Annotated in this window: 11 protein-coding genes and 1 tRNA gene; 3 read left to right on the top strand and 9 right to left on the bottom strand. The window is 44.3% G+C overall.

Annotated elements, in window-relative coordinates; translation table 11 throughout:
- Positions 1–21: 21 nt before the first annotated feature.
- From lgt to rpsL, 9 genes are all read right to left on the bottom strand, one after another.
- Positions 22–885, bottom strand: coding sequence for a prolipoprotein diacylglyceryl transferase (lgt, locus tag RYL27_RS02785; RefSeq protein ID WP_314965077.1), 864 nt, complete (start codon positions 883–885; stop codon positions 22–24).
- A 130-nt stretch (positions 886–1015) separates the two neighbouring features.
- Positions 1016–2962 (bottom strand): NAD-dependent DNA ligase LigA, encoded by a 1947-nt coding sequence (gene ligA, locus RYL27_RS02780; RefSeq protein WP_314965096.1) that lies wholly within the window; start codon positions 2960–2962, stop codon positions 1016–1018.
- 127 nt (positions 2963–3089) lie between these two features.
- Positions 3090–3812 (bottom strand): pseudouridine synthase, encoded by a 723-nt coding sequence (locus tag RYL27_RS02775; protein WP_314965076.1) that lies wholly within the window; start codon positions 3810–3812, stop codon positions 3090–3092.
- Positions 3813–3827: 15 nt separating this feature from the next.
- A complete protein-coding gene (gene queA / locus RYL27_RS02770) occupies positions 3828–4853 on the bottom strand; it encodes a tRNA preQ1(34) S-adenosylmethionine ribosyltransferase-isomerase QueA (protein WP_314965074.1) in 1026 nt (341 codons plus the stop codon).
- Positions 4854–4879: 26 nt separating this feature from the next.
- Positions 4880–5938: a hypothetical protein gene (locus RYL27_RS02765; RefSeq protein ID WP_314965072.1), complete on the bottom strand. Its 1059-nt coding sequence runs from the start codon at positions 5936–5938 to the stop codon at positions 4880–4882.
- 129 nt (positions 5939–6067) lie between these two features.
- Positions 6068–7261: an elongation factor Tu gene (gene tuf / locus RYL27_RS02760; RefSeq protein ID WP_007157961.1), complete on the bottom strand. Its 1194-nt coding sequence runs from the start codon at positions 7259–7261 to the stop codon at positions 6068–6070.
- Positions 7262–7521: 260 nt separating this feature from the next.
- A complete protein-coding gene (gene fusA / locus RYL27_RS02755) occupies positions 7522–9639 on the bottom strand; it encodes an elongation factor G (RefSeq protein ID WP_314833743.1) in 2118 nt (705 codons plus the stop codon).
- Positions 9640–9653: 14 nt separating this feature from the next.
- On the bottom strand, positions 9654–10124 hold the full coding sequence (rpsG, locus tag RYL27_RS02750; RefSeq protein ID WP_007157963.1) for a 30S ribosomal protein S7: 471 nt from the start codon (positions 10122–10124) through the stop codon (positions 9654–9656).
- Positions 10125–10286: 162 nt separating this feature from the next.
- Positions 10287–10709 carry a 30S ribosomal protein S12 gene (gene rpsL / locus RYL27_RS02745; RefSeq protein ID WP_007157964.1) on the bottom strand — a complete coding sequence of 141 codons (423 nt, stop codon included), beginning with the start codon at positions 10707–10709 and terminating at the stop codon, positions 10287–10289.
- A 570-nt stretch (positions 10710–11279) separates the two neighbouring features.
- Between rpsL and RYL27_RS02740 the strand changes: the two genes are divergently transcribed.
- The 3 genes from RYL27_RS02740 (at position 11280) to RYL27_RS02730 (ending at position 15206) form a co-directional block, all read left to right on the top strand.
- On the top strand, positions 11280–14801 hold the full coding sequence (locus RYL27_RS02740; protein WP_314965069.1) for a bacterial Ig-like domain-containing protein: 3522 nt from the start codon (positions 11280–11282) through the stop codon (positions 14799–14801).
- 156 nt (positions 14802–14957) lie between these two features.
- Positions 14958–15031 (top strand) — tRNA-Pro (locus RYL27_RS02735).
- Between the two features lie 34 nt (positions 15032–15065).
- The gene (locus RYL27_RS02730; RefSeq protein WP_314965067.1) at positions 15066–15206 is read left to right on the top strand and encodes a hypothetical protein; all 141 of its coding nucleotides are present in this window, start codon (positions 15066–15068) and stop codon (positions 15204–15206) included.
- The last annotated feature ends 248 nt before the right edge of the window (positions 15207–15454 follow it).

Below are 15454 nucleotides of genomic sequence, written 5' to 3'. Positions count from 1 at the left end.
GAAGTCCTCCAAAGCAAGTATTTACAGGCTCCCCTTCTTTTTGGCATAAAGGATGACCTGGGCGATGATACTGATCACAAATAAAAGCAAAGAAAGCATCTGACTAACCGCAATGCCGGTTCCGAAGAACATCAGGGAATCCGCCCGAAGCCCTTCAATAAAGAAGCGTCCAAAGCCGTATAGCATTAAGTAAAAGAGAAAAATCTGTCCGTCATAATTCTTTCTTTTAGAGTAAAAATAAAGAAAGGCAAAAATACAGAGATTCCACATACTCTCATAGAAAAATGTGGGATGCACCTGAATATAGGATACGCCGGAAATATATTGCAAATTCGAGAGCACATCGCTATTCAACATCCCCGGATTCACAATACTTTCCTTAATCCGCATGGCCAGTAAGGAATTCGTATATCCCCCAAAGGCTTCCGCATTGAAGAAATTCCCCCAACGGCCGATAGCCTGCCCCAAAATCAATCCGATGGCACCGGAATCCGCCATCGGCAGAAAGTTCAGCTTTCTCTTCTTACAAAAGCCTATACAGGTGGCAATGGCCGCCAATACACCGCCGTAAATTGCCAATCCTCCCTGACGAATATTGGGAATCTCCAACAAATGCTTGGAATAATATTCCCACTCGAAAATCACATAGTAGAGCCTGGCGCCAATGACTCCCAGAACAATCACAATCAAGGCAAAGTCCTGAATATCATCCACCTTGTGGCCATGCTTGGCATAATCCCTTGAAGCCACAGACATGCCCAGAAGCATTCCGATTCCGATAATAATGCCGTAGAAAGCTATAGAAAAACCAAAAACCGATATACTGTTCTGTAATTTTTCAATGCCGATTCCCAGGTGGGGAAAATATAAATCATAGTTTTCCATTCTCTGTCCTTCCCTTTTATGATATGTGCCCTATCTTCCGACACATTAAGTCTCAAATATAGCAGCTCAGAAGCTCGCCGCTATCTCTGCAATCCCTTCACTATCCCTTGCCTTTCTTGAACGGCAAAACCTAAGCCTCCAAAAGCTTTAAGAACTCTTCCTCCGTTATAATCGGAACTCCCAGCTCCTTGGCCTTCTTGTTCTTACTGCTTCCGGAAGTACTGTCATTGTTGATTAAGTAGTCTGTGTTTTGAGACACGGAAGAGCTGCTCTGCCCCCCGGCCTTTCGGATTTCCTTCTCTAAAGCCTTTCGATTGGGAAAATGATGAACCGCTCCAGTAATCACGAAATGCTTTCCGCTGATTCCACTTTTTTCCTCTTTCTCTTCCTTTTCCAAATGCAAAATAGAGAGAAGTTCCAAAACTACGCGCCTATTTTCTTCCTTTTGAAAATACTCTGCAATACTATCTGCCAAGACCTGCCCAATGCCCTTCACCTGAAGGATTTCTTCTTTTGTAGCGTCCATCAGCTTGTATGGATCCTGAGAAAAGGCCTCTGCCAACATTCTACCGTTGCTAACACCGATTCCCTCTATTCCCAGACCATAAAGAAGTCTACCCAGATTGGAAGTTTTAGCCTTTTCGATATTTTCCTGAATTTTCTCAAAGGACTTTAGGCCAAAGCCCTCCATACCGATAATTTCTTCTCTATACTTTTCCAAGGAAAAGAGATCCGGAAACTCCTGGATAAAGCCTCTGCCCAGCCATTTTTCCAAGGTCATCTCGGAAAGTCCCTCGATATTCAGGGCATCTCGACTGACAAATAGAGCAAACTGCTTAATCCGCTTTGCCGGACAATGGGGATTTGTGCAATAGAGCATCTTGGTTTCTTTGTCCTTAACAATCTTGGTTTCTCCCTGACAGGCGGGACAATGCTTGGGAATCTCCAAATTCCCTGACTTTGTTTTGTTTTCCCCAATCTGGGGAATAATCATATTTGCCTTATAAACCGTGATTTCATCCCCGATACCAAGGGCCAAATCCTCGCAATAGGTGATATTGTGAAGACTGGCTCTGCTGACCACTGTGCCCTCCAGTTCCACCGGAGTAAAAATCGCCACCGGATTAATCAAGCCTGTTCTGCTGGGAGACCATTCCACGGAAAGAAGCTTTGTAGTCTCCTCCTCATCCTGCCACTTAAAGGCAATGGCATTCCGGGGAAATTTCGCGGTTCTTCCCAAACTTTCTCCATAGGCGATATCGTTATATAAAAGCACCAGTCCATCGGAGGGGAAGTCATTTTTCGGCATCAGCTTGGAAAACTCCGCTACCGCCTCTTGGATATTTTCAGCGTTCACCATTTTTCTATGTACCACGGAAAATCCCTGCTTTTCCAGAAAGCGGAACTCTTCCTCATGCTGGTTATGAAAATCCGGAGCTTTTCCCTCTTCCTCCGCAAGCACCAGGCTAAACAACGAAATCTGCACCCTTCTTTCCTTCGTCACCTTCGGATCCAGCTGACGAACGGAACCGGAACAAAGGTTTCTGGGATTTTTGTATTTGGCGCCCTCCTCCGGAAGCTCCTCATTGATTCTTTCAAAATCGGAATAGGAAATAAAGGCCTCTCCTCGCACCACAAGATGCCCCTTAAAAGGAATCTGTAATGGCAAATTTTGGAAGGTCTTGGCATTTTCCGTAACCAATTCTCCTATGATACCGTTTCCTCTGGTTACCGCCTTTAAAAGCTTTCCCTCCTGATAATGCAAAACGATGGTTAATCCGTCCAATTTCCAGGAAAGAATTCCCTCCTGCCCCTGCAAAAAGCTTTGCAAATCCCCTACAGACTTGGTTTTATCCAACGAAAGCATCGGTGTTTCATGGGCTTCCTTGGGTAGAGCGGTAGCTACCGCATAGCCTACATTTTGGCTGGGGCTTCCGGAAAGTACCACGCCGCTCTCCTTTTCCAGACTCAGCAAAGTATCATAGGCCTTGTCGTACTCTAAGTTGGAGACAATCTCTCTTCCCTCCTGATAATAGGCCTTAGCCGCCTCATTCAAAAAGGAAATCAACCCCTTCATTCGGGCAATACTATCCTGCTTATCGGCTTCTTGCAATCCGCTATTTTCTTCTATTTTGCTATTTTCTTGACTCCCCATACTATCCTCTTACTTCCTAAGCTATCATCCTTGCGCTTCGGGCTATCCCTCAAAAAAGCTCTAACTCTTCTCTTTTTATCTCGAAATATTCTCCGGGTTTCATTTTTCCCAGTTCTATATTCATCACCCGAATCCGCTTTAAGCGAGTCACTTCATAGCCAAGGGCTTCGCACATTCTACGAATCTGGCGATTTAAGCCTTCCGTTAAGACAATGTGAAACTGCTTCCGCTGAATCTCCTTGGGCAGCTTTGGATCCTGCCAAAGCACTGCCCGTCTGGTAGTTCTCTCCAGTTCCGGAAGGTAAACGCCTGAGGACATTTCCTGTAAAAATTCCTTGGTCACCGGCTTATCCACCGAAACAATGTATTCTTTTTCCTTATAACCGCTGGCTTTATTAATTCGATTCACCAAATCTCCCTGATTGGTCAAAAGCAACAAACCTTCAGAGTCTTTATCCAGACGACCGATTGGGTAGATTCTTTCCTTATAGCCGATGGCCTCAATGACATTTTTCCCTCTGTCCTTCTCTCCTGTGGTACAGATAATGCCTCTTGGCTTATAATATTTCAGCAGAACAGGCTTTGGTTTTTCCTTCTTATGCCCTTTTCCGGAAATAAGCTTCCCCTCTAAGAGAATCTCCTCTTTTCCCAGAATTTCCATACCAAGGCTGGCTTTCTCTCCGTTTACCCAAAGCTTGCCTTCGGAAATATAACGGTCCGCCTCTCTTCTGGAACAAATCCCCATGGCACTGAGCCATTTATTGATACGCATCCTTCCCCCTTATTCCTAATGAATAAACATGGCATCCCCAAAACTGAAGAAACGATACTTTTCCTTAACCGCCTCTTCATAGGCATGCAAGATTTTCTCCCTGCTGGACAATGCGGAAACCAGCATAAGAAGGGTGGACTCCGGCAAATGGAAGTTGGTAATCAAGGCATCCATCACCTTAAAAGAAAATCCCGGATAGATGAAAATATCTGTCCAGCCGGACTTGGCTTCTATTTTTCCACTTTCTCTTGCGGCGGACTCCAGGGCTCTGCAGGAAGTCGTTCCGGTACAGATGACTCTTCCCCCTCTTTTTTTGCAGGCTTCTATCTTCTCCGCCACCTCTTGGGAAACGGAATAATATTCGGAATGCATGTGATGCTTCTCCACTTCCTCCATTTTCACCGGTCGGAAGGTACCAAGGCCTACATGCAGGGTGATACGAAGAATCTCAACCCCCTTAGCCTCACACTGCTCCAGTAATTCTTTTGTCCAATGCAGTCCCGCCGTAGGGGCTGCCGCAGAGCCCTCTTCTTTAGCATAGACGGTATTATAACGGGTTCTGTCCTCTAATTTATGGGTAATATAAGGAGGAAGAGGCATCTCTCCCAACTTGTCCAATACCTCTTCAAAAATTCCGCTGAATTCAAAGCGAATCAGCCGGTTTCCCTCCTCTAAAATATCTATAATTTCTGCCTTCAGTCTTCCATCCCCAAAGGAAATCCTTACGCCGGGCTTTAATTTCTTTCCGGGCTTTACCAGACACTCCCAGTGCTCCTTATCTTTTCGATGTAATAAAAGCACCTCCACCTGCGCTCCGGTATCTTCCTTCACCCCGTATAATCTGGCCGGAATCACCTTGGTTTCATTTAAGACCAGACAGTCTCCCGGATGCAAATAGTCCAGGATATCATAAAAATGCTTATGCTCGATTTCTCCCGTTTCCTTATCTAAAAGCATGAGACGAGAGGAGGAGCGATTCAGCAGGGGATCCTGGGCAATCAATTCCTCCGGTAAGTCATAATAAAAATCTTTGGTATTCATGGAATTCCCTTCTATAACTCTATCTTCTATCCGTTACCGGCAGTCGTACTTTCTATATTTCCTTCTGAGGCTGTCGTAGCTGTTGTTTCCGTACCGACATCTGCCAAAGTGTCTCCACCGGCATTTTCTGCCGATGTCAGGTTTTCGGAAGCTGAAGAACTTGCCTCCCCACCGGGAGACAGAGAATCACTGCTATCGGATTCTGTAGCCGCAGCGGGGCCATCATCATTTACCTCTAAAAGAGATACCTCAGAATCAATGGAGGCCTGATCCTGGGTATAGATTCTTCCGGTCTGGAAGGCATCATAAAGAACAGCCAGTCGAGAATCTGAAGACAGAGCCTCTAAAAGCTGAGAATCCACCGCATTGATTAAGTCCTGCACATTGGTATGAGTGGCGATATAGGCGTGGATAAACTTTGTTTGCTCCGGAGTTTTATTTTCTACCAATTCAAAGGAATTCTGATCGTTTACCCGCATATAGCAGTACATCAAAGCCGGTGCCGGCGTTTTTGCCCTACGAAAATGTACCTGGTACTGCAGGAAAATAAGCTTTTCATTTTTCCCTATACCGGGCACCGCGTAGGTTTTTATATTGTCATAGGCTTCAATGTATCCGGCTTGGGTTTTCAGCTGCTTTTGCAACCTTTCTCTTTGCTCCTTGCTTTGATTTTCCACACCGCTAAGACGATAGAGAGTGTCCACATCCGCAGCAAGCTTCGCTTGAAAATACTCCTGGAAAAATTTCACCAGCACATCATCATTGTATTCTGCTAAAGTCTGATCTTTATCCTCTTCCACATCTGAAGAACTGACAATGTTGGAAGCGCTGGCCTTCAGTTTCGGTTTCTCCTGATAGGGTGATGCACCGAAGCCTAAAGCTTCCAATATTTTAATCAGCACAATCAAGACCAACACAATAATCGGTATCAGAAAAAAGGATTGCTCATGAAAATCCCTTCTCTTTTTCTGAATCTTATGAAGTTTTCTTTGTCGTTGATTTCTTTTCTTTAAAATAATCTTTTCTCGACTTTTTTTCGACAACATTTTCTTTACATCATCTAAATTATCAAGATTTTTTCCCATATTTTTTGTCCTATCTTTGTTCAGTTTAACTTTTCTATCATAACGCACTTTAGGTAAAAAATACAGCAAAAAAGCGTGTTCCTTGCGAAACACGCTTTTCTTAAAGATTCGTTTAGGGATTCTTTCTAATTACTCAAGAATCTTAACAACTCTTCCGGATCCTACAGTTCTTCCACCCTCACGGATAGCGAAACGAAGTCCCTCTTCCATAGCGATTGGGTGAATAAGATCTACTTCCATCTCAGTGTTATCACCGGGCATAACCATCTCTACGCCGTCTGGCAGCATGCAGATACCGGTTACGTCAGTGGTTCTGAAATAGAACTGAGGACGATAGTTGGTGAAGAAAGGAGTATGACGTCCACCTTCATCCTTTGTTAATACGTAAACCTGAGCGGTAAACTTCTTGTGGCACTTTACAGAACCCGGCTTACAGATAACCTGTCCTCTTTCGATCTGGTCACGGTTGATACCACGGAGAAGAAGACCAACGTTATCTCCTGCCATAGCCTCATCAAGCTGCTTACGGAACATCTCGATACCGGTGATAACGGACTTCTGAGTCTCCTCGTTGATTCCAACGATTTCAACTTCATCAGATACATGAAGAACTCCACGCTCTACTCTACCGGTAGCAACAGTTCCACGTCCTGTGATGGTGAAGATATCCTCAACAGGCATAAGGAAAGGCTTATCAGTCTCACGAGCTGGCTCTGGGATATAGCTGTCTACAGCATCCATAAGTTCCATGATCTTATCGCCCCACTCGGACTTCGGATCTTCAAGAGCCTTTAATGCGGAGCCCTTGATTACAGGGATGTCATCTCCAGGGAACTCATACTCGGAAAGAAGCTCTCTAACTTCCATCTCTACAAGCTCAAGAAGCTCTGGATCGTCAACCATGTCACACTTGTTCAGGAATACAACGATAGCAGGAACACCTACCTGACGTGCAAGAAGGATGTGCTCTCTTGTCTGCGCCATAACACCGTCGGTAGCAGCTACTACGAGGATAGCTCCATCCATCTGAGCAGCACCGGTGATCATGTTCTTAACATAGTCGGCGTGTCCCGGGCAGTCAACGTGAGCATAGTGTCTCTTCTCTGTCTCGTACTCAACGTGAGAGGTGTTGATGGTGATTCCTCTTTCTCTCTCTTCCGGAGCCTTATCGATGTTAGCGAAGTCTGTTGCTGTGTTACCAGCTACACGGTCTGCTAAAACCTTGGTAATAGCAGCTGTAAGAGTTGTCTTACCGTGGTCTACGTGTCCGATAGTTCCGATGTTACAGTGTGGTTTGGTTCGCTCAAAATGCGCCTTTGCCATTTCAATACCCTCCTAATAAATGTAATACAACGAAAATCATGCCAAGCACCAACGCATGCATAGCATGCGAATTGCAGTACATCCCAAGTTCGTCCGAAAAAGAACCCAGTGACCATGATTTTATCATTAGTTTTCCTTGAAAGCAAGCCTTTTTCTGTAGTCTGAAGGGCCACAGAAAAGGCCTGTTAAATCTTCTTTTTTCTATCCCATAGTTAAGTTTTTCTATGGAATAAATACATTCTTTTTCCTACGTAATTCTATTATTTCTTTACGTTGGAAAGAACCTTTTCCTGAACGTTCTTAGGACACTTCTCATACTTCTCGAAGAACATGGAGTAGTTTGCTCTACCCTGAGTCTTGGAACGAAGGTCTGTTGCATATCCGAACATCTCTGACAATGGAACGAAGGCATTAACCTGCTTTCCGGAAGGGATGTCTTCCATGCTTTCGATTCTACCACGACGAGAGTTTACGTCTCCGATTACGTTACCCATATACTCTTCCGGTGTAGTAATCTCCACCTTCATGATAGGCTCTAAAAGGATTGGATCAGCCTTCTGCATAGCGTTCTTGAAGGCAATGGATCCGGCAAACTCGAAGGCACGCTCGTTAGAGTCGACCTCGTGGTAAGATCCGTCGTAAACATTGGCATTAACACCCAATACAGGGAATCCTGCAAGTACTCCGGAGTTAGCCGCTTCACGAATACCCTTCTCGATTGCAGGGATGTATTCCTTAGGAATAGATCCACCCACAACGGTAGACTGGAACTTGAAGAGCTCTTCTCCATTCGGATCCATAGGCTCGAACTTAACCTTACAGTGTCCGTACATACCGGAACCACCGGACTGGTGAATGTACTTTCCTTCCACATCAACAGGCTTTGTGAAAGTCTCTTTGTAAGCAACTTCGGGAGCACCAACGTTTGCCTCTACCTTAAACTCACGAAGCAGACGGTCTACGATAATCTCAAGGTGCAACTCTCCCATTCCGGAGATGATGGTCTGTCCTGTTTCCTCGTTGGTTCTAACACGGAAGGTAGGATCTTCTTCAGCAAGCTTTGCCAAAGCCTCACCCATCTTACCCTGAGAAGCCTTAGTCTTAGGCTCGATAGCCACAGAGATAACAGGCTCCGGGAATTCCATGGACTCGAGGATGATGGGGTGCTGCTCATCACAGATGGTATCTCCTGTGGAAGTAAGCTTAAATCCTACTGCCGCAGCGATATCTCCGGAGAATACCTCATCCAACTCGTTTCTCTTGTTTGCGTGCATCTGCAACAAACGTCCAACTCTTTCCTTCTTTTCCTTTGTGGAGTTCAGAACATAAGAACCGGTCTTCAATGTTCCGGAATACACACGGAAATATGCTAACTTACCAACGAAGGGGTCAGTCATAATCTTGAAGGCAAGAGCAGCGAAAGGTGCATTGTCGGAAGAAGGTCTGCTGTCAGGCTCTCCATCCATATCGGTTCCCTGAATATCGGGAATGTCTGTAGGTGCGGGTAAGAAATCAATAACCGCATCCAAAAGCTTCTGCACACCCTTGTTACGATAAGCAGTACCGCAAAGACAAGGAATAGCCTGTCCTTCAATGGTACCCTTACGAAGGGCTGCCTTTAATTCCTGCTCGGTCGGAATCTCTCCCTCAAGGTATTTCTCCATAAGGTCGTCATCCAACTCGGAAATCTGCTCTACCAACTTCTCACGATATTCCTCAGCCAAGTCCTTGAACTCTTCAGGAACATCTGTGATCTCGATATCTTCACCCTTGTCATCCTTGTAGAAGTAAGCTCTCATCTCGAAGAGGTCGATTACTCCTTTGAAGGTGTCTTCTCTTCCCATCGGAACCTGGGTAATGATACAGTTCTTACCCAAACGGTCTACGATAGTCTGTACAGAGTGGAAGAAATCCGCTCCTACAACGTCCATCTTGTTGATGAACGCCATACGGGGTACATTGTAGGTATCTGCCTGACGCCATACGTTCTCAGACTGAGGCTCTACACCGCTCTTTGCGTCAAATACACCTACTGCGCCGTCCAAAACACGAAGAGAACGCTCAACCTCTACGGTAAAGTCTACGTGTCCCGGGGTGTCAATAAGGTTGATTCTATATTCCGGTGCTCCAGGGATCTTCTTGTGCTCCTTCTCAGGAATCCAGTGGCAAGTAGTTGCAGCGGAGGTGATGGTGATACCTCTCTCCTGCTCCTGCTCCATCCAGTCCATGGTAGCACTACCTTCGTGGGTTTCTCCAATCTTGTGGTTTACACCGGTGTAATAGAGGATACGCTCGGAAAGTGTTGTTTTACCGGCGTCAATATGCGCCATGATACCAATATTTCTTGTGTGCTCAAGGGAATACTGTCTTTCAGCCAATGTCTTTCCTCCTATTAGAATCTGTAATGAGCAAATGCCTTATTGGCCTCAGCCATTCTATGCATCTCCTCTTTACGCTTTACTGCAGCACCTGTGTTGTTGGCTGCATCCATAATTTCATTTGCTAATCTTTCTGCCTGAGTCTTCTCAGAACGCTTTCTGGAAAACTCTGTAAGCCATCTTAATGCCAAAGTCTGGCGTCTCTCAGGCTTTACTTCCATTGGTACCTGGTATGTGGCACCACCAACTCTCTTTGCCTTTACCTCAAGTACAGGCATGATGTTGTTCATTGCTTCTTCAAATACTTCTACAGCATCCTTCTCTGCCTTAGCGGCAACCTTCTCGAATGCTCCATAAACGATCTTCTGTGCAACACCCTTCTTACCATCTAACATGATGGAGTTTACAAGCTTAGTTACAATCTTGGAATTGTAAATTGGGTCTGCCAGTACATCTCTGTGTAGCGTATGTCCTTTACGTGGCACGTTACTTCCCTCCTTAAATACTGGATTTAGATCAACGGTACTCTCTTAGGAAAATGTTTTTCCCATCTTCTTTGAGTTCATGCGGAAATGGACACAGGCTTATCTATCTTTGTGACCAAATTTTCCGTCATAACCATGTCTAAATGAAACTACGATTTCGGCTTAAGCCTTCTTTGCCTTAGGTCTCTTTGCGCCGTACTTGGAACGAGCCTGCATACGGTTTGCAACGCCTGCAGTATCCAAAGTACCACGAATGATGTGATAACGTGTACCGGGAAGATCCTTAACACGGCCACCACGAATCATAACAACAGAGTGCTCCTGAAGGTTGTGTCCTTCTCCGGGAATGTAGGATGTTACTTCGATTCCGTTGGAAAGACGTACTCTGGCGATCTTACGAAGAGCAGAGTTCGGCTTCTTCGGTGTTGCAGTCTTTACGGCTGTACAAACACCTCTCTTTTGTGGAGCGCTGTTCGTAGTTGCTCTCTTCTGTAAAGAGTTGAACCCTTTCTGAAGAGCAGGGGCAGTGGACTTTTTCTTACTGGTCTCTCTACCCTTTCTAACGAGCTGGTTAAATGTTGGCATTTTGGTCTCCTTTCATAATAGTTTTGCTCCCTTTATGTGACCACCTTGCGAAAGGCATGCATAAAGAAAGGCGCGAGAAAACTCACGCTCAACAAATATAAGCTTGAGACAAAGAAAAGTCAAGAAAAATCATGGCTTTTTTCAAGGGAAAAATCGTTCCTGAAAATGGAATAAAACAGATGCCTCTCCTCTCTTTACGCTCCCCTCCATTTCCACTTTTGATATTACATTTTCTTTTCTTTCTATTTTTTATGGGTTTTGTATAATTTTAACGCATTGTGCCCTTTCACTATTCACAAATCCACACTTCTTATCTTTTTAAGGCCTTGTCATTATTATAATTATTATAAATATTAGCAATTAATTATTTTATAGTTCATGGATATTGACTAGCTTTTGCTCTTGTGATAGTTTAATCTCGTTTCTTAATGGTTAGATTTGACTAACTTTATTTTCGCATAAATAAAGATTGACAAGAACATGGTTAGTTGTATAACACAATCATTTTTCTTCCCTTCTAACCACATCATCACACGCACTATCTCTTGTAGAGATAGAAAGGAGATCCTTATGAAAAGGAAAGCATTTTCATGCGCTGTCCTTTCCATAGCCACAGCAATGCTGCTTCCCGGCATCAGCCTAGCCAAGCCGGTAAGTACCCTTGGGCAATGGTTTAACCGTTCCGGAAAATGGTATTATGGAAAAGACGAAGAAAACTTACGAAAGGAATGGATTGTCTTCGAGGGTGACTGGTTCTACCTCCAAAAGGATTCGGGAGAGCTTCAGTCCGGTTGGTTAAACTTAAACGGAAAGAAATATTTCCTCAATACTTTACACAACGGACAATTCGGAAAATTACTGACCGGCTGGCAGTGGATTGACGGTTACTGCTATTTCTTTGAGGCAGAGGATCCGAAAACTCTGGGAGAGTTAAAAGTATCCGGCTTAACCAAGGATGGATACAGGGTAGACGAAAACGGACGCTACCTTTCCAATGGCAAGGTAGTGTATGAAGCCGGAAAAGGACTTCCCGGCACGGAAAGCGGTCAAAGCGTTGCCGGTGTCAGCAGAACACTTCCTTCCGTCTCCGGTGATTCCTCTTATAGAAGCCGTTCCCGCAGAAGCGCTTCCACAGGAAGCGAGTCCACAACAGGAAGCACCGTTTCTCCGACACTCCCCTCCAAAGAATCGCAAAGCGAGGCAAAGAAAGATAGCGAGAAGCAAGAGAATATAGAGAAGAGCTCCGGCAGTCAGATGGAGAAGCCTAAGGAGGAGACAAAACCGGAACAGCCTAAGGAAGATAAAAAACCTGAAAGTCCCAAGGAGGACAAGAAGCCTGAAGTTCCTAAGGAGGATACGAAGCCTGAGACTCCTAAGGAAGAGGAAAAAAAGCAAAGTCTTATGGACGGTGTTTATTTCGGAACTTCCAAGGAGGGGATCCACTTCCAAGAAAAAGGTCCAAATATTGTTAAGGTTCGAATTGAAAATGGAAAAATCGTCTCCGCAGAAAGCGTGGTTTTTACCGATGACACACAACCGGACTTTTTTGCCAAGTTCAGAGACCGGCTTCTGGAAAGAGTCAAAGGCTTGGACTCTGTTGATGAGGTGAAAAAATCCGTTAACAGTAAGAGCGGAAAGTATTATGACGGGTTGGCAGGAGCCACCAGAACTCTTCGTTCCCATACCTCAGCCCTGGAAAATGCTTTATATCAGGCGAAGAAGCAAGAAGGTCGGGAGGCTTTCCCCTTTAGCCATATGGAGTTTGAAAGCCGCCCTAACCCCAGTCAGAGCGGTAAGACTTTGGATTTAAGCGATACCCGCCTAAAGCTACATTTTCCCAATGGAGAAACGAAAGTCGTAAGCCCGGAGGAATTTGCGCAGTACGGTATCGGCACCAGTCCTGCACAGGGTTCTCCCATTAAAGAAGGAACCAAGGAGATTTTGGTACATTTTCTGCAAAAGGATATGGATATCGACTTGGTCAGCGCCATCGTACCGAGAGCAGAGATTCGCAAGAAATATCCTACAGAAATCCACGTACATTACGCAAATGGAGACAGCTCTACCATTACGCTGGATAAAGAGAACTTCCGGTATACCATTCCTGCTAAGGGAAAGATTGACCACATGCACTTAATGGATGGGGATAAGGAGGTGGCAAGATCCGTGTATGATGCTGCTGCCAACCAGTGGAGCTTCTCCTTAAAGAATGTATCCCACGAAGGCTTCAGCTCCTGGGGCTATGAGCTTTATACCGTTAAGGTGGACACCAGCAAGGACAACTCCCCTATCGCTTCCTTTAAGCTGGATTCTCGTTTGGCAAAGAAAGAATACCATGTGGGAGATGCTCTAAAGATTGATGATTTAATCGTGGAAGCTGTTACCGAGCAGGGTAACAATAAACTGTATCAAAACTGGGAGCTGGCAAAGGCCGCTGGCTTTAGCTCTACTCCGGAAAATAACACAAGCTTAAATACCGTAGGCGATAATACTGTTACCATTCGTTACCACAAGGGCGACACAGATTTGTCCCAAAGCTTTACCGTAAACGTAAAGGATCTGGCAAATCAGATTCCTGCCAAAGTGGAGATTCGCACCAAGGCGGGAGAACTGGTAAAGCGCTATAGCTTTACACAGGAAGAATGGGAACAAAGTAGCGGAGGAATTAAGCGTTTTAAGCAGTCTATTCCAAAGAAGTTCCAAGAAGCATGGAATACCAAGGAGTTTATGGCAAAGGCCTATAATAAGGACGGTGAAGAGTTAACAACAGAGAGTACTCGCAGGGGAATTATGTTCCGTATAGAATTCCCGAACTACAGCTCCGGTAGCTTTGTAGGAACAGGAATCTTCTCCTTAAGCTTCCAGTTTGACGAAAATGCGCCGGTTGAAAAGGAAGAAAATGAGACACCAAAGCCGGAAACACCAAAGCCGGACACTCCAAAACCCGATACAAAGCCGGAGAATCCTAAAGAGGAGACACCGAAAAAGGACGAGAAAACTTCCTCTTCCACCATTGAGAAGCCGACTCCCTCCGACACAGAAGCCAATGACGCTCTTCTTCCCGCCCATGTAGAGGTTTACTGGCACGGTGAAAAAGTGGTAGATAATAACTATAATTTGGATGAAGTAAAAAAACATAGAGGACAGCTCATTTTCAAAGGTATAAAGGTTCCGGCAAAAATGAAAGGACATAACAAAAGGGAAGACTTTACCGTTGTAATAAAAAACAGCAAAGGGGAAGACCTTCCTTATACAAAACTGGATACTCCTTATTCGAAAAGTCATGCCAGAATTCACATCGAATTGAAAAAGAGATATCCTGAATGGACTCCCATGCGGATAGACTATGTCTGGAGCTATGAAGAGGATCCGACGGAAACTAAACCTTCCACAGGAGATGAAAGCTCAGTAGATGATCTTCTTCCCAGCCATGCAGAAGTTTTTTGGCACGGAGAAAAACTTGTGGAAAAAGACATTTCCAAAGAGCAGATTCAAGCTGCAAAGGGACGTTTAACATATGATGTTTCTATTCCGGGCAAAAAGAAGAGAAATTTCACCAGCGATTACAGCGTAGTTGTTAAAAACCAAAAGGGCAAGGAGCTTCCCCAGAATCATGTCGCTTGGAATCCCGATAAAATATCCAGCCTTATAGTAAACCTTAAGAATCCCCATCCTCAGTGGGGAAAAATGAATTTGACCTTCATTTGGAAATATGAGGAGGATACGGAAAATACCACTCCCGAAGATCCTAAGAAGGAGGAGGAAAGCAATCCGGCAGAGAAGCCTAAGGAAGAGACAGATCCCAGCTATATCAAAACCTTCTATGGAGAAAGCGAAGTTGTCCCCTATGACTACACCGTAAAGGTAAAGGTAACCTGGGATAGCAAGGCAAAGAAAATTATCAAAGTAGAAGATAATGACACCTTTGCCGACACAAATGCTTCATTTTGGAACAAGGTAAAAAGAACTGCCATGCCTGCTCTAACAGGAAAGAACAGAGATACTGTAGATGACATCGACGCCGTTGCGAGATGCACCTTCAGTAGAAATGCTTTAGTAGAAGCTGTTCGAAACGCTATTCCGGAGGAATAATTGTAATAGAAATGCAGGAGGTAGAACTCAGTCTTCTACCTCCATTTTTCTAAACAATTTCAAAATTTTTATGATCAAAATTCTAAAAATTCTATTGACAAAATATTCACTTTTAGGGTAATATAACGACGTTCCTTTCCTCTACGGAAGGAACTCCGAGGTGTGGCTCAGTTTGGTAGAGCACCTGGTTTGGGACCAGGGGGTCGCAAGTTCGAATCTTGTCACCTCGATTTTTTTATTTAAAAATTTAAGGAGGATTGGATTATGACTTTAGCATTGGCTTTAGCTTCTGTACTCTTGGCAAATCATACAGACAACATTTTCTTCAATGTTTTAGCAATTCTCTGTTTATCTTACAATGTGTCAAAGGATATCAAGAAGCTTTGGAAGAGACACCATTCTTAGTCCGGCATGCCGAAGTTTAAAGCTTTTCCGGTATTTAAAAATTAGTTTCGTTAAAGAACATCAAAGAGGCCTTTAAAGCCTCTTTTTTCTTTATTTTTCTTCTTCGCTCTCATTTGCACATTTCAATGTAGTATTTGCACAAAAAGCTATTTTACAGTATATTTCAACAAATAAAACCAAAAAAAAGGATATAATATAGCAAAATATTTCAAATCAAAAAGCTGCTCAGGAGTGTAGATCGGAAGAGC

This window comes from Oribacterium sinus (genome assembly GCF_963537195.1).
GTDB lineage: Bacteria > Bacillota > Clostridia > Lachnospirales > Lachnospiraceae > Oribacterium > Oribacterium sinus_A.
The sequence above is the reverse complement of the archived record's forward strand: the minus strand, read 5'-3'. Positions and strand labels throughout refer to the sequence as shown.